The organism is Aestuarium zhoushanense (assembly GCF_056431045.1).
The window spans coordinates 317,436-333,332 of sequence record NZ_JBWKMA010000022.1 but is presented as its reverse complement, the minus strand read 5'-3'; the positions used below and the strand labels follow the sequence as shown (position 1 = coordinate 333,332).

The following is a 15,897-nucleotide window of genomic DNA, read 5'->3' as shown; positions in this document are numbered from 1 at the left end:
GGTCTAAGCGAGAGGGGATCAGGCAAGCAACAATGTTAGCGTCCAGAGCGACGCTTTGGCGCAAAAAATTTGCAGAAAAGGGGTGTTGTGGGTTGCAAACTTTTGCAAACTTTACAGAAATATACGGATTTCGGTAAAAATAGGCGAGGTTTGCAAAGTTTGGTGTCAGATTTTGTAAATCTGTCTTTGCAGAGATTCTAGCTGTGGCGCCCCTGTTGCCAAGAGCGCCACAACTCGATGTTAGCCGTAGTGCGACACTGGCGTGCCCGCGATTGCCGACATGTTCAGCAGGCCGCGTGCGGTGATCGACGGGGTGACGATGTGGGCGCGGTTGCCCATGCCCATGAGGATCGGACCGACCTCAAGGCCGCCGCCTTTCATTTTGAGAATGTTGCGCACACCAGAGGCCGCGTCAGAGTTTGCAAAGATCAGCACGTTGGCCGAGCCCTTCATGCGGCTCTGCGGGAAGATGCGTTCGCGCAGTTCGGGATCGAGCGCGGCGTCGATGTGCATTTCGCCCTCATAGCAGAAATCACGTGTCTCTGCGTCCAAGAGCGCCATCGCGGCCCGCATCCGACGGCCCGAGTCAATGTCGAGGCTACCGAACTGCGAATGAGAACAGAGCGCGATGTTCGGCGTGATGCCAAAGCGTTTTGCGTGACGTGCAGCACCGATCACGGTTTTCGCGATCTGTGCGGGGGTCGGTTCAGGGTGCAGGTGGGTGTCTGCGATAAACAGCGGGCCGTCCTCAAGGATCATCATCGACAAAGCGGCAGTCGGTTCATGTCCGTCGCGGCCCAGCACTTGGGTCACGTAGTTGAGGTGCCAGAGGTATTGACCAAAGGTGCCACAGATCATGCTGTCTGCCTCGCCACGCTGCACCATGATCGCCGCAATCGCGGTGGTGTTGGTGCGCATGATGGCCTTTGCCAGATCGGGCGTGACGCCCTGACGTTCCATCAGGCTGTGGTAGGTGGTCCAGTAGTCGTAGTAGCGCGGATCGTTTTCGGGGTTCACGATCTCAAAATCGACCTGCGGACGGATTTTCAGGCCCGCGCGTTCGCAGCGGCGTTCTATGACCTCGGGACGACCGATGAGGATCGGGGTCTCTGTGGTTTCTTCGAGAACGGCCTGAGCGGCGCGCAGAACGCGTTCGTCTTCGCCCTCAGAGAATACGATGCGGCGCGACGCGGTGCGGGCGGCTTCGAAGACGGGGCGCATGAGGAGCGCGGACTTAAAGACCGACCCGTCGAGGCGTTTCTTATACTCCGCCATATCGTCGAGCGGGGTTTTCGCAACGCCAGTTTCCATCGCCGCCTTTGCCACGGCAGAGGCCACAACGCCCATGAGACGCGGGTCGAAGGGTTTGGGGATCAGGTAGTCGGCGCCAAATGTCAATTTCTCGCCTTGGTACGCGGCAGCCGCTTCGGCGCTGGTGGTTGCGCGGGCGAGGGCGGCGATACCTTCAACGCAAGCGATCTGCATTTCGTCGTTGATCTCTGTCGCGCCCACGTCGAGGGCACCGCGGAAGATGAACGGGAAGCAGAGCACGTTGTTGACTTGGTTCGGGTAGTCCGAACGGCCTGTCGCGATGATCGCATCGGGCGAGGCTTCGCGGGCGAGGTCAGGCAGAATTTCTGGTGTCGGGTTTGCCAGTGCAAAGACGATTGGGCGGGTCGCCATTTTCTTGACCATCTCGGGTTTCAGGACACCCGGACCAGACAGGCCAAGGAACAGGTCCGCGCCTTCGATCACCTCGTCCAGTGTACGCAGGTCAGAGGCCTGTGCGTAGGCTTCTTTCTGCGGGGTCATTTCTTCGGTACGGCCTTCATAGACCAGACCCGCGATGTCGCAGAGCCATACGTTTTCACGCTTTACACCGAGCTTCAGGAGCATGTTGAGGCAGGCAATGCCTGCCGCGCCGCCGCCGGTAGAGACGACCTTAATATCTTCGAATTTTTTGCCTGCGACGTGCAGCGCGTTGGTGGCGGCAGCGCCCACAACAATCGCGGTGCCGTGCTGGTCGTCGTGGAACACAGGAATGTTCATGCGTTCGCGGCAGATCTTTTCAACGATAAAGCAATCGGGCGCTTTGATGTCTTCGAGGTTGATCGCGCCAAAGGTAGGTTCGAGCGAACAGACAATCTCGGCCAGTTTGTAAGGGTCGGGTTCGTTCAGTTCGATGTCGAAACAGTCGATGTTCGCGAACTTCTTAAAGAGAACCGCCTTGCCTTCCATAACGGGCTTTGACGCCAAGGCACCGATATTGCCGAGGCCTAGAACCGCCGTGCCGTTTGTCACAACACCAACAAGGTTGCCGCGCGAGGTATAGGCGCGCGCGGTGTCTGCGTCGGCCTTGATCTCCAGACAGGCTTCGGCCACGCCGGGGCTGTAAGCGCGGGCAAGGTCACGTCCGTTTGCCAGAGGTTTGGTTGCGCGGATTTCCAGTTTCCCCGGTTTCGGGAACTGGTGGTAGTCCAGCGCTGCCTGACGCAGGTTGTCCTTGCTCTTGTCGGTCATGTGGTCATTCCTTTTTAGTTTAGCGTTAAACTAAATTTTCTGTTGGTCCAAGGCCTCCATACAGGGGATTGACCTCTCGTTGCAAACCTTATCGGCTGATATAGTCGGTATTTAAGTCATAGCGCTTGCAACCGTTCGCTTCGCGCTGCACATTTTACCAAACGATCAAAGAGGGTCCTATGTCGTTGCTCGATCATGCCAAAGCCGTTCGCGAAAATGCCTATGCGCCCTATTCCAATTTTAAGGTAGGCGCGGCGGTCCAGACCGCAAGCGGGACGATCTATACAGGCGTCAACGTTGAAAACGTCGCTTATCCCGAAGGCACCTGCGCCGAAGCGGGCGCGATTGCGGCCATGTGTGCGGCGGGTGACCGCAAGATTGTTGAGGTCGCGGTGATCGCCGATAGCCCAACGCCTGTGACGCCTTGTGGCGGATGCCGTCAGAAAATCGCAGAATTTGCGCAGCCTGACACGATCGTGCGGATGTATACGACGGGTGGGGCGCAGCTGGATATGACCGTGGCGCAGCTGCTGCCCGGTGTGTTCACCGCAGATCATATGGCCAATACCTAAAATGGACGCCCGCGCAATCATTGCCAAAGTCCGCGACCAGCAATCGCCCACGACCGAAGAGTTGCGGTGGTTTGCCAATGGGCTTGCCTCTGGCGCGGTATCAGACGCGCAGGCGGGGGCCTTTGCGATGGCGGCGCTGTTGAACGGGTTGGGCGAAGAGGGGCGGATCGCTCTGACGCTCGGTATGCGCGATTCTGGTGATGTGCTGAAATGGCGGATGGATGGTCCAGTGATGGACAAACATTCGACGGGCGGCGTCGGAGATTGCGTGTCGTTGATCCTTGCGCCTGCGCTGGCAGCCTGTGGTGTGTTCGTTCCGATGATCTCCGGTCGGGGGCTGGGGCATACGGGCGGCACGTTGGATAAAATGGAAGCTATCCCCGGTGTCACGGCCCAGATTTCCGAGGCAGAGTTGCGCCGTATCGTGGCCAAGGTCGGCTGTGCGGTCGTAGGCGCCACAGGGTCAATCGCGCCAGCGGACAAGCGGCTCTATGCGGTGCGGGACGTATGCGCGGCGGTGGAAAGTGTTGATCTGATCACCGCGTCGATCCTGTCCAAGAAATTGGCGGCGGGGCTAGAGGGGCTGATCCTCGACGTGAAAGTCGGCACGGGTGCGTTCATGAAAACGCCAGACGAGGCGCGGGCCTTGGCGCGGTCGTTGGTGGATACGGCGAACGGCGCAGGGTGCCCGACGGCTGCGATGATCACCGATATGAACGAACCGCTCGCGCCGACATTGGGCAATGCGCTCGAGGTTGCGACGTGTTTGAAGGTGATGGGCGGGGATCGGCTCGCGGCACCTCGGCTCTTTGATCTGACGGTCGCGCTGGGCGGGCGGCTTTTGGCGCTGGCTGGCGGGGCCGAAGGTGAGGGCGAAGAGAAAATCCGCGCTGCGATCGAAAGCGGTGCCGCGATGGATCGCTTTGCCCAGATGGTGTTCGAGATGGGCGGGCCGCCTGACATGGACAAAGACTGGCGCACCCATTTGCCTGACGCGCCGATTGTGGTGCCTGTGCCCGCGCCCGAGGCTGGAATGGTCTCTGGCTGGAACGGTCAGGCACTCGGCCTCACCGTTGTAGGATTGGGCGGCGGACGTCAGGTTGAGACGGATAAGGTTGATCCTGCGGTCGGTCTGTCGGCTACGATCCCGTTGGGCCGTGAGGTGCAAAAGGGCGATCCGATTGCCTTTGTCCACGCGCGGCGAGACGACGATGCGGCCCGTGCTGTGTCTGAGGTTCAAGCGGCGATCACGATTGGCGGGACGGACCCTGATCACCCCTTGGTGCATGAAAGGATCGACCCATGAGCCGTGCGTTTCTGGTCGTGATCGACTCTGTCGGGATTGGTGGCGCGCCCGATGCGGACAGCTATTTCAACGACGACCGTCCCGATACGGGCGCGAATACCGTGGGTCATATTGCGCAGGCGATGGCGGCGGCGGGGAAACCCTTGCAGGTCGGGACCTTGGATGCGCTGGGATTGGGCGCGGCGTTGCGGTTGGCGTCAGGGCTAGAGGTCGAAGGTTTAGGCGCTGACCCCGTGGGCGCCTGGGCCGCAGCGACCGAGGTGTCAAAGGGCAAAGATACGCCGTCAGGTCACTGGGAATTGGCGGGCGTGCCTGTGCCGTGGGACTGGGGCTATTTCACCGATCACGAGAATTCGTTCCCCGAGGCCGTGATCGCCGAGGTCTGCAAGGTTGCGGGCGTCGATGGGATTTTGGGCAATTGCCACGCCTCTGGCACCGAAATCATCGCCCGCCTAGGGGAAGAGCATCTGCGGACGGGCTATCCGATCTGTTATACCTCTGCTGACAGCGTGTTTCAGATCGCAGCGCATGAAGAGGCCTTCGGTCTAGAGCGGTTGTTGGACCTCTGCAAAGGCATCGCGCCGATTCTGCACGAGATGAAAATCGGGCGCGTGATTGCGCGGCCTTTTGTGGGTGAGGTCGGCGCCTTTGCCCGCACCGCAAACCGCAAGGATTTCGCGATTGAACCGCCTGCGCCGACACTCTGCGATTGGGTGCAAGGCGCTGGGCGGCATGTCTATGCCGTTGGTAAAATTGGAGATATTTTCTCTATGCAGGGCATCAATGAGGTTCGAAAGGGCCGCGATGATGTGCTGATGGGGCATCTGTCCGATCTGGTCGATGAGGCGGTTGATGGATCGCTGACCTTTGCCAATTTCGTCGAGTTCGACAGCGAATATGGGCACCGTCGGGATGTGGCAGGATATGCGGCGCACCTTGAATGGTTTAGCGTTAAACTAAATGAGATTTTGCCGCGGCTGCGGGACGGCGACCTGCTGGTTGTTACCGCCGATCACGGCAATGATCCGACATGGACAGGCACGGATCACACCCGTGAACGAGTGCCCGTTTTGATCCACGGACTTGGGCCGCGTGCGCTGGGGCATATCGGGTTCTCCGACGTGGCCGCGACGATTGCCGCCCATCTGGGTGTTCCCGCCCAAGGCACAGGAAAATCAGTGTTATGAGCTATCAATCCACCCCAAAGGTCGAGCTTCACCTCCATTTCGAAGGGGCTGCACCGCCTGATTTCATTCGCCAATTGGCGTTTGAACAGAAGGTCGATTTGTCCAAGATTTTCAACGAGGACGGCAGCTATAAATACCGCGACTTTGACCATTTCCTTGAGGTCTATGAGGCGGCGACCTCAGTCCTGAAAACACCAGAGCATTTTGCGCGGCTCTGCTTTGCGGTGCTAGAACGCAGCGCGGAAAACGGTGTGGTTTATTGCGAAACGTTCTTGTCGCCCGATTTCTGCGGTGGCGCGGATGTGAACGCGTGGCGCGAATATTTGCACGCGATTGAAGAAGCGGCGGCGAAGGCTGATCGCGACATGGGCATCACGCTGCGTGGGATCGTGACGCCGATCCGCCATTTCGGACCTGAACAGGCGAAAAAGGCGGCGCTTTGTGCGGCTGAGACGAAGGGTGACTTTATCGTTGGGCTTGGCATGGGTGGGGCAGAGATGATGCACCGCCCCGGTGATTTCGCCTATTCGTTCGATATGGGGCGCGAGGCTGGGCTGCGGCTGACTTGTCATGCGGGCGAATGGGGCGGGCCAGATATGGTGGCCGACACCATCCGCGATCTAAAGGTCGAACGCATTGGCCACGGCATCAACGCGATCAAGGACCGCAAATTGGTCGATGATATCGCTGAAGCAGGGATCGTCCTGGAGGTCTGTCCGGGGTCGAACGTGTTCCTCGGCGCGTCGGGCGAGTGGGCGGATCACCCGATCAAACCGCTTCGCGATGCGGGCGTTAAGGTCACAGTGTCCACCGATGACCCGCCGTTTTTCCACACCACTATGACCAAAGAATACGACATGTTGGCCCAGACCTTTGGCTGGGGTGACGACGACTTTGCCGAATTGAACAAGACCGCGATTGAGGCTGCGTTCTGCGATGCAGCCACCCGCGACATCATCATCAAACGATTGGAGACTGCCCAATGACCGACCATCTGACTGTCGTGGATCACCCGCTGGTTCAACACAAACTGACTCTGATGCGCGAGTCCCGCACGTCCACGGCGCAGTTCCGTCAGTTGCTGCGCGAGATTTCCCTTCTGCTGGCCTATGAGGTGACGCGCGGGTTGCCGATGACCACGCGGACGATTGAAACACCGATGTGCAGCATGGAGGCCCCACAGATCGAGGGTAAGAAGCTCGCGCTGGTATCGATCCTGCGGGCGGGCAACGGGTTGCTAGACGGTATCCTAGAGCTGATCCCTGCCGCGCGAGTGGGCTTTGTCGGGCTTTATCGTGACGAAGAAACGCTACAGCCAGTGCAATATTACTTCAAAGTGCCAACCCAGCTAGAGGATCGCACGGTGATTGTCGTTGATCCGATGTTGGCGACGGGGAACTCTTCGGCGGCGGCGATTGACCTGATCAAACAGGCGGGGGCTAAGGACATTCGGTTCCTCTGCTTGCTCGCGGCACCCGAAGGGGTTGAGCGGATGAAGGAAGCGCATCCTGACGTTCCGATCGTGACAGCATCGGTAGACGAGCGTCTGAATGACCATGGATATATTGTTCCAGGTCTAGGGGATGCGGGTGACCGCATGTTTGGCACAAAATAATGGGCGCAAACTAGCGTTTAGCGGGTGCAGACTCTTTACAGATTCACCGATCTGCGGCATTGTCACCGTTAATTAATGGGGACATCATGTCGGATTTTCGTTTTATTGCAGCTGTCGTTGTTGGTCTTGCCGTTCAATCGCAAGGCGTACTGGCCGATACACTTCCTGCGGAAATCCCACCCGCGTCCTTTACGGGTAACCAATACGTTGACAGCAAGGGCTGCGTGTTCATTCGTGCGGGCCTTGCGGGGTCGGTGAATTGGGTGCCGCGTGTAAACCGTGATCGCAAGCAATTGTGCGGGTTTGAACCGTCGATTGGGAGCCGTGTTGCGTCACCTCTGCCTTCGGATGTGCCGATCATTGGTGTGAGCGAACCGACGACCACTGTTGCGGCTGCGGCGCCTGCTGTTGTGGCGCCTGCTGCGACCCGTGATCCGATCCAGACCGTTGCGTCGATTGGCGTGTCCCCGCGTGTCGTCGCGCCTGTACCTGCGCCCGTTGTTGCAACGCCGCAAGTGACACGGCCAGAGCCGCGTCGTGTGACCTTGGCTGAGATTTGTCAGGGGCAGAGTGGGATTTTGGCGGGCTATGTGAATGCCGCAAATGGTCAACCGATCAACTGCGGTCCAGCGCGTCCTGTCGCGGTTGCCACTGTTGCGCCGACAATGGTGCCGTCGGTGGGGGGCTCGGCCTGTCCGTCGATTGGTCAGGCGTATTTGACGGGCGGCGCGGGCATGGCTGTCCGCTGTGGTCCGCAGACCCAAACCATTTCGCGCTACAGCAACCGCGTTCCAGCGAGCAATCCGATAGCGGTCAACACCACCGCGGCAAGCGGCGTATCGACGACGACCTATGTGCCGCGTCAGCCTGCCATGGCTGCGCCTGTTGTCTCGGTCCCGACCGTGACCGTGCCTGCCCCCGCTGCGCGGTCGAGCGGCTGCAATTTTGACAGCGTGAGTGCGCAATATGCAGGGGGCGCTGGCGTCCGCTGCACCCCGCAACAACAGTCCCCATCGGCCAGCCGTTATGTGACGGGCGCTGTGGGTGTGGACGCGACACGTGCGACTTCGATGGTGACGGGGAGCGGGTTGTTCGGGCCTGTTGTGCCCGCATCGAACCCAGTGGGCGTGAGCAGCGTTGGACCTTACTCGCCACCCGAAGGATATATCGGCGCGTGGACGGACGGTCGTTTGAACCCGCAGCGCGGTTTGACTGGCTACTAAGCCGCTGGGCTTAGTTTCCGCAGATCCCTTGCAACGCGACCCAATCACCATCTGACAAAATCAGCGGCGCTTGAGATGGGTCCACCGGATCGGCCTCAATCAGGTCGAGCGTGCGTTCCCCTGTGATGTCCAAGGCAAAAGCGAAGGGTTTCGTGGAAACCTCGGCCTCGGCGAAGGCCTTGATCAGGCTATCGGTCGAGATGGGTGGCGCTTTGTCGGTCACGGCGATTTCGGCATAATCGCGCAGGGTCGCGCTGCTCATGTCGCCCGTGGTCAGCAGTTGGAATGTCGCGCGAATTCCCGAGGTTTTCATCAGGTGCCCCAATGGGTCGTCGGACTGACGTGCCAATTCGGCGGCGATTAGGAACCCTGTGGGGACGCCCGGGTCCTCGTAATCTTCGACGAGGGCGCGGTTCATCAGGATGATCCCACCAGGCAGGGCGAGGGTGGTTGCGATGCCTTCGGGGACGATGAGCACACGCACATCACTGTCAGCGCCCAAGGCGCGATCTTTGAGCCGTTCTAGGGCTTGGATGCCACGAGGGCTGCGGCAGACGGAGCCCGTCAGTCGCTGCACATGCCCCAAGAGCGTCGCGCCAATCGACGCGCGACTGGCTTGCGACACCGCCGAGAGCGTATGTGTGCGCAGCGCGGAGGGCAGCCAAAGAACGCCCACGGCCAGCACGGCAGCGATAGAGAACGACAGGCCCGCACCGCGCAGACGCCCCGGTTTCGGACGGCGTTTGGAGAGCGCTTTGCGCACCTTTTCAATCGCTTCGATCATCAGTTCGTCGTCGATTTCCAGCGTTTCATCACCGCTGTCGTCGGGTGCAAAGAGAGCAGGCACTTCGTTAGGGTTCAGGCGTTCAATCGCGGGGAGGGACCAGTGGGTCAGAGGCCGATTGGCCGTGTCGCGGATGATCAATGTGGCATCGCCAAAGCACACAGCCACCTCGCGGCGCTGTGCCTGTCCGTCGGCCCGCCACAGGCCCAAACTTTCTAACCGAGTATACTGTTTAAGTGCTGTCATCTGCTCTTATTCTATTTTGCGTCACTTTAACCTGTCCCAGCGATATTGGATAGGGCGGACAATCGGACAAAATTTGATCAAATATGTCGCTAAGGGACAAGTCAGGTCGTTTTAGGTTTTGCATAACCCTAGCAACAGTTTGAGGGAAATTTATGACTGCACTCTCTGCCTCGTCGCACAACCGCGCTGGATTGGCCGCGTTCCTGATCATGTCCGCTATGGCGTGGTTCGGGTTGATCGATAACTTCGTGCGCTTGGTCGCCGAAGAGGCAGGGTTGTGGCAGTTCCAATTGTTGCGCGGTGTGGTCGCATTGGCAGGACTGGGCGCGATTTCGTTGGTGACGGGCTATAGCCTCAAACCCAAGCGGCGGCGGAATGTCTATGCGCGCTCTGTGGTGTCATCGGGGGCGCTGGTTCTCTACTTTGCTTGCCTCGGCATCATGCCCATCGCCCAAGCCGTTGCGGGTCTCTTTACCTCTCCGATCTGGGTGATCCTGATTTCGGTGGTGTTCTTTGGCGAAAAGGTCGGGCCACGGCGCATTTTTGCGGTGGTGATCGGCTTTACCGGTGCTGTTTTGGCCTTGGGCGGCGGGGCAGGGGAGCTGTCATTGGTCAGCCTGCTGCCGATCCTTGCGGGGGCGGCCTATGCTATGGGGAATATGGCAACGCGCCGTTGGTGCGAGGGCGAAACGACGCTTTCGCTTTTGACGGGCTACACGGTGATGATCACGATCTGGGGCGCGGTTGGGCTAATGATTGTGACGTGGATGGCGGTGCCCGATGTGGGTGGCCCTGCGGGCTATGTGACCCGTGGATGGGTTGCGCCCGTTGGTTTGTTCCTTGGCCTGATCGTTTTGCACGGCTTTGGGTCGCTCTTAGGTGTGGGGTTGACCATTCGGGCGTATCAAGCCGCAGACGCCACATTCGTATCGGTGTTTGAAAACACGCTTCTTGTCTTTGCGACGATTTGGGCCTCGATCCTCTGGGGCGAATTTCCGACACCGCTGATGATTGTGGGGCTGATCATGATTGCGACCTCTGGGGTGATCATCGCGATCCGTACAGACTCGCCCCCGATGGCAAGAACCGATAACATCGTGGAATGATAATTTCCCACGGTCGTCGTTATATCTTTGTCCATATCCCGAAAACTGGGGGCACTTCGCTGGCGCTCGCTCTCGAGGCGCGGGCGATGGCGGATGATGTGTTGATTGGCGATACACCCAAGGCGATCAAACGGCGGCGTCGGTTGCGCGGGGTAGAGAGCTCGGGGCGGCTGTGGAAACACTCGCGGCTGGCCGATATTGAGGGCTTGGTCACTCGCGAGCAGATGGCGGAGTATTTCACCTTTACGTTGGTGCGGAACCCTTGGGATCGGATGGTGAGTTATTACCATTGGTTGCAGGCTCAAACGTTCGACCATCCCGCTGTGACACTGGCAAAGACCACGGATTTCACGGGGTTCATGGCCCATCCGCATACTCACGCGAGCCTGAAATCATCGCCCTATGACAGCTACATGAGGGATACCGCTGGGGTTGAGCATTGCAACGCCTACATCCGGATCGAACATTTGGGTGAGGATTTGGCGGGTTTGTCTGATCACCTTGAATTTGTGCCAGAAATTCCCGTGGTGAACACGTCAAAGCGCGAAAAAGACTGGCGCGGATATTACGAAGAATCAACCAAAGCGGTCGTGGAATCACTCTGCGCTGCGGACATCGAACGCTTTGGATATCGGTTCGATTGTTGAGAGATTGTTGTGAAATCCTAGGGTGCGCCCCCAGTATTTTCGCATATCTCCGAACAATGCCCCAATTAAACCACGATCCGTCCCAAACTCTGACGCGGGAATAAGTGAATTCTTCTTTAACGGGAGTGCAGAAGGTGCTCCGACCGCGAAGGAAGACGCAAATGTATGCTTGGAACGACAAAAGCTGGACAAACGCCCATGCCGCTCTCGGCCATGATGCGACCCTTTCCGATGTAGATCACGGGATGCTGGCTGGCACCCGCGTCGCGACCGCGATGGGCTGGCGTCGGGTTGAGGCGATCTGCGAAGGCGATCAAGTGCTGACCTTTGACGGTGGTTTGCAGACCGTTGTGGCTGTGCGCCGTCAGGTGATCTTTGCTGGTGAAACCGCAGCGGCTATTGAGGACTGGCCGATGTTGGTTCCCGCTGGCGCGCTGGGCAACCGCGAAGAGATGCGTATCCCCGCCCGTCAGGCTGTTCTGATCGAAAGCGATACCGCCGAAGACGTGTTCGGTGATCCCTTTGCGCTGATCCCTGTAGCGTCTCTCGAAGGCTTCCGTGGCATCACACCGTCCCGCCCTGCGGACCGTATCGAAATCGTTACCCTGCACTTTGCTGGCGACGAGATCGTATTCGCGAACACAGGTGCATTGTTCTACTGCCCCAAAGCGACTGACATCCTGTCTGATCTCTTTGACAAGGGTGAGCCGTCCTATTCGGTGCTGTCGCAAGAGCAAGCCGATCTGTTGGTCAGCTTCCTCGAACTCGAGAGCGAAACCTATGGTTCGGTCGCTCCAACTTGCGCCCATCTGGCGGCCTGAGTCGAAACCAAAAGGCGCCGACACAGCCAACTCTCACCTATAACGTGCGTTAATATGAAATTTCTTGCACCTATAGAGTGTATTACGTCAAAATATCGACAAATTGATCGAGATTGGCGTTCAAAAGGATAGGGTATCTTAAACCTTCGGTAATTTTGATATATCCACGCGGTCAGCAGATAGTGCTATGTTGTTTCGCTGGAGTTTCGAATGGGTTTCCTGTTTCTACTGTTGGGTGCTGCGGCCGCAAGTGGTCTCGTGCTCCCTGAGCTAATGGGGCAGACAGACGGTGATAGTGCGCCGGCTGACGAGCAAACCGACGACCTCGCGGCGACAACTGATCTTTCCAGCTTCTTTGACGACCTGATCACGCTGACCAATGAGGGCAGTGCTGATGGCGGTGAAGGTGACGATACCATCGTTGCTGAAACCAACGGCGACGAAGACGGCTACACCAACGAAGACGTGGTCTACAGCTTTGACATCAGCGGTGGCAACGGCAACGACGACATCACCCTAGATGGCGCGGCAGAGCAGGACGGTTTGGACAGCACCAACACCGTTGATGCGGGCGCTGACGACGACACCGTAGTGCTGAAGGGCGATTTCGGGTCGCATGTGGATGAGCTCGACCTCGGCGCGGGCGACGATAGCGTCACACTAGGCTACGGTTCGATCGTTGAGAGCCTGACCTTGGGCGCGGGCGCGGATGAGGTCGTGATGGGCGACATCGCGACTGAGGCCACGATTGAGGACTTTGATCCCGAAGAAGACGTTCTCGTCTTTGATCTGGGTCTGACCCACATCACCGAAGACAACATCGACGACTTCCTTGGCTTCAAAGAGGACGACGACGGTCTGATGGTCACTGTGACCGACGATTGGAGCGGCGAGATTTATTCGATGGTCTACCTCAAAGGTCTGACCATGGCGGACGTTCCCGCGCTGACCTTCGCTTACGCGTAAGCAGCAAGTTTTCAGATAGAGAAAGGGCGGGGAATTTCCCCGCCCTTTGTTGTTTTAGGCTGCTTGCTCTGCGGCGAAGCGGTTGTAGAACTCTTGGCCCTTATCCGCCATTTCACGCAGCAACGCGGGGCAGGCAAAGCGGTCGCCGTAGGTTTCGGTCAGTTGATCACAGACCTCTGCCGCATAAGGCGTGCCGATGATGTCGAGCCAGCTGAACGGACCGCCAGACCACGGAGCAAAGCCCCAGCCGAGGATCGCGCCCACGTCACCTTCGCGGATGTCTTCGAGAACGCCTTCCTCCAACGCGCGGACCGCTTCTAGGACCTGAGCAAAGAGCAGGCGGTGCTGAACCGTGTGCAGATCAGGCTGTTCGTCGGCCACAGGGTATTGCGCGGCGAGGCCCGTCCAGAGGCCCTGACGTTTGCCTTTTTCGTCGTAGGCATAGAAACCAGCCGCTGATTTGCGACCCAGACGGCCTTCGTCGGCCATCCAGAACAGAACCTCGTCCACAGCGCCATCGGGGTAGGCGTCGCCCATCGCGGCTTTGGTCGCTTTGGCGATTTTGACGCCGAGGTCGATGGAAGTTTCATCCACCAACTGCAGCGGGCCGAGCGGCATACCGACCAGTTTTGCGGCGTTTTCGATCAGTGCAGGTTCAACCCCTTCGGCAACCATGCGGATGCCTTCGTTGATGTAAGGGATGATGCAGCGGTTTGCGTAGAAGAACCGCGCGTCATTGACCACGATCGGGGTCTTGCGGATCTGGCGCACGTAATCGAGAGCCTTAGCCACGGCGCGTTCGCCTGTTGCTTTGCCCTTGATGATCTCAACGAGCATCATTTTCTCGACAGGCGAGAAGAAGTGGATGCCGATGAACTGCTCTGGACGTTTGGACGCTTTTGCCAACATCGAGATCGGCAGGGTCGAGGTGTTGGAGGCAAAGATGCAATCCTCGCCCACGGCGGCCTCAACCTTGGCCGTCACGTCAGCCTTCACAGTTGGGTCTTCGAACACGGCCTCAATAATCAGGTCACAGCCAGCAAGCGCCGCATAGTCGGTGGTCGCGGTGATCAGCGACAGAACCTGTTCTTTCTTCTCTGGCGTGGCTTTGCGTTTGGCGATGCCCGCGTCCATGTATTTTTCGGTGTAGGCTTTGCCACGGTCTGCGGCCTCTTGGGTCGCGTCGATGAGTACGACCTCCATGCCTGCCTGAGCCGAGACGAGCGTGATACCCGCGCCCATCATGCCCGCGCCGATCACGCCGAGTTTTTTGACCTTCTGGTCCTCGACCTTCGGACGGTTCGCGCCCTTTTCCAGTGCTTCTTTGTTGATAAAGAGGCTGCGGATCATCGCGCCAGACGACGGGTTCATCAGAACGTTGGTAAACCAACGGGCTTCGATTTTGAGGGCCGTATCAAACGGCACCATTGCGCCTTCATAGACGGCAGAGAGCATGGCTTTGGCGGCAGGGTAGACGCCTTGGGTCTTGCCATTCACCATCGCAGAGGCGCCGACGTAGGTCATGAAGCCTGCGGGGTGGTAGGGCGTGCCGCCCGGAATCTTGAATCCCTTTTGATCCCACGGTTTCACCAGATCAGCGTCTTTGGCTTCTAGCACCCATGCCTTGGCTGCGGACAAGAGGTCATCGGCTGGCACCACTTCGTCGATGACGCCCGCGGCTTTGGCTTTCTTGGGGTCGTTCAGTTTACCTTCAAGCAACAACGGCGATGCTGCCATCGCGCCGAGCTTGCGCGACAGGCGTGTGGTGCCGCCAGCGCCTGGGAAAATACCGACGAGGATTTCAGGCAGGCCGATTTTGGCCTTTGGATTGTCCGCCGCGAAAATGCGGTGGGTGGACAGTGGCAGTTCGAGGCCGATGCCAAGAGCGGTGCCAGGGAGGGCCGCTGCTGTCGGTTTGCCACCCTTCTGGGTTTTCGGGTCCATCCCTGCGAGTTCGATTTTACGCAGGATCGCGTGCATCTGCATCGTGCCTTCAAAGAGGCCCTTGGCCGGATCGTCGCCCGCGCTCTCTTTCATCTTAGCGATGACGTTGAGGTCCATGCCGCCCGCAAAGGTGTCTTTGCCAGAGGTGATTACGATGCCTTTGACGGCTTCGTCGGCATGGGCCTGATCGATGAGATCAGAGAGATGCGCCAGCCCTTCGAGGCTCAGCACGTTCATTGATTTGTTGGGAACGTCCCACGTGATTACGGCAACGCCGTCGGCGTCTGTGGTCATGGTGAAATCGGTCATTGGTGTCCTCCCGCATGACTGATGCAGTTCTGATGTTTGGAAAAGGCAGTCGAATGGGTCGCCTGTCCGTGGTGGTCAGACGTGACTGCCGAATGGAAGTCGGCGGACCGGTCAATGCCGGTCGGGCCAAATGGATTTAGTGTTCTTCGAGTTGTTTCAGCAGTTCGCAGGATGCGAAGGAAATCAGGAATGTGCCGTCTGGTTGCACTTCGCAATAATAGTCCGACGTGAACACGCCCATATCCTGCCCGCTGAGCGACCGCATGGTGTAGCGCACTTTGACAGGAAAGGCCCCATCGCGAATTTTGCTGGCGATTGGGTTGGCCACTAACGACCCTACAAGCCGCGACTGGACCTCTTCGGTCACTCGGCACAGCTCTATTCCCAGAATGTCTAGATCGTCTACTGTCACCACCTTGGATGGGTAGAGCAATCCGATCGGGAGTTTGAAGAACTCTGCATATTTCTGGCGATCGCCGACCATAAGCGCGTCGGCGAAGGATTGGAAAAATGCCTTGATCTCTGTTGCGTCGGTCATCAGGCGTCCCACTCGTTAGATAAATACTCGGCGTTGGCAGGGCAGATGTTAGCGCCAACATGAGTGATATATTATCCTCAAAGCGGTTTGAGCACTTAAACTTTTCGAATGTC

14 protein-coding genes are annotated in these 15,897 nt (G+C 58.5%); 10 read left to right on the top strand and 4 right to left on the bottom strand.

The window, feature by feature from the left end:
- Window positions 1-240: 240 nt before the first annotated feature.
- Window positions 241-2,520, bottom strand: a complete 2,280-nt coding sequence (locus AC07ED_RS09090; protein WP_105235507.1) for an NADP-dependent malic enzyme — start codon at window positions 2,518-2,520, stop codon at window positions 241-243.
- A 179-nt stretch (window positions 2,521-2,699) separates the two neighbouring features.
- On the opposite strand from AC07ED_RS09090, the gene AC07ED_RS09085 reads away from it, so the two are divergent.
- From AC07ED_RS09085 to AC07ED_RS09060, 6 genes are all read left to right on the top strand, one after another.
- Window positions 2,700-3,092 carry a cytidine deaminase gene (locus AC07ED_RS09085; protein WP_105235506.1) on the top strand — a complete coding sequence of 131 codons (393 nt, stop codon included), beginning with the start codon at window positions 2,700-2,702 and terminating at the stop codon, window positions 3,090-3,092.
- 1 nt (window position 3,093) lies between these two features.
- Window positions 3,094-4,398, top strand: a complete 1,305-nt coding sequence (locus AC07ED_RS09080; RefSeq protein WP_105235505.1) for a thymidine phosphorylase — start codon at window positions 3,094-3,096, stop codon at window positions 4,396-4,398.
- Window positions 4,395-5,585 (top strand): phosphopentomutase, encoded by a 1,191-nt coding sequence (locus AC07ED_RS09075; protein ID WP_105235504.1) that lies wholly within the window; start codon window positions 4,395-4,397, stop codon window positions 5,583-5,585. The genes AC07ED_RS09080 and AC07ED_RS09075 overlap by 4 nt, the downstream gene beginning before the upstream one ends.
- On the top strand, window positions 5,582-6,571 hold the full coding sequence (locus AC07ED_RS09070) for an adenosine deaminase (RefSeq protein WP_105235503.1): 990 nt from the start codon (window positions 5,582-5,584) through the stop codon (window positions 6,569-6,571). Before AC07ED_RS09075 ends, AC07ED_RS09070 begins: the two co-directional genes overlap by 4 nt.
- On the top strand, window positions 6,568-7,200 hold the full coding sequence (gene upp, locus AC07ED_RS09065; protein WP_067549546.1) for a uracil phosphoribosyltransferase: 633 nt from the start codon (window positions 6,568-6,570) through the stop codon (window positions 7,198-7,200). Before AC07ED_RS09070 ends, upp begins: the two co-directional genes overlap by 4 nt.
- An 86-nt stretch (window positions 7,201-7,286) precedes the next feature.
- Entirely contained in the window at window positions 7,287-8,423 is a 1,137-nt protein-coding gene (locus AC07ED_RS09060) for a hypothetical protein (protein ID WP_105235502.1), read from the top strand.
- A gap of 10 nt (window positions 8,424-8,433) precedes the next feature.
- Here AC07ED_RS09060 and AC07ED_RS09055 read toward each other — a convergent pair whose 3' ends face one another.
- The gene (locus AC07ED_RS09055; RefSeq protein ID WP_105235501.1) at window positions 8,434-9,453 is read right to left on the bottom strand and encodes a hypothetical protein; all 1,020 of its coding nucleotides are present in this window, start codon (window positions 9,451-9,453) and stop codon (window positions 8,434-8,436) included.
- 152 nt (window positions 9,454-9,605) lie between these two features.
- Here AC07ED_RS09055 and AC07ED_RS09050 point away from each other — a divergent pair, with 152 nt between their 5' ends.
- The 4 genes from AC07ED_RS09050 (at window position 9,606) to AC07ED_RS09035 (ending at window position 12,993) form a co-directional block, all read left to right on the top strand.
- Window positions 9,606-10,559 carry a DMT family transporter gene (locus tag AC07ED_RS09050; protein WP_105235500.1) on the top strand — a complete coding sequence of 318 codons (954 nt, stop codon included), beginning with the start codon at window positions 9,606-9,608 and terminating at the stop codon, window positions 10,557-10,559.
- The gene (locus AC07ED_RS09045; RefSeq protein WP_105235499.1) at window positions 10,556-11,206 is read left to right on the top strand and encodes a sulfotransferase family 2 domain-containing protein; all 651 of its coding nucleotides are present in this window, start codon (window positions 10,556-10,558) and stop codon (window positions 11,204-11,206) included. Before AC07ED_RS09050 ends, AC07ED_RS09045 begins: the two co-directional genes overlap by 4 nt.
- A gap of 161 nt (window positions 11,207-11,367) precedes the next feature.
- Window positions 11,368-12,027: a Hint domain-containing protein gene (locus tag AC07ED_RS09040; protein WP_105235498.1), complete on the top strand. Its 660-nt coding sequence runs from the start codon at window positions 11,368-11,370 to the stop codon at window positions 12,025-12,027.
- 210 nt (window positions 12,028-12,237) lie between these two features.
- Window positions 12,238-12,993 (top strand): hypothetical protein, encoded by a 756-nt coding sequence (locus tag AC07ED_RS09035; protein WP_105235497.1) that lies wholly within the window; start codon window positions 12,238-12,240, stop codon window positions 12,991-12,993.
- A gap of 54 nt (window positions 12,994-13,047) precedes the next feature.
- Here AC07ED_RS09035 and AC07ED_RS09030 read toward each other — a convergent pair whose 3' ends face one another.
- A complete protein-coding gene (locus tag AC07ED_RS09030; protein ID WP_105235496.1) occupies window positions 13,048-15,246 on the bottom strand; it encodes a 3-hydroxyacyl-CoA dehydrogenase NAD-binding domain-containing protein in 2,199 nt (732 codons plus the stop codon).
- 136 nt (window positions 15,247-15,382) lie between these two features.
- Window positions 15,383-15,784 (bottom strand): hypothetical protein, encoded by a 402-nt coding sequence (locus tag AC07ED_RS09025; protein WP_105235495.1) that lies wholly within the window; start codon window positions 15,782-15,784, stop codon window positions 15,383-15,385.
- Window positions 15,785-15,897 lie beyond the last annotated feature (113 nt).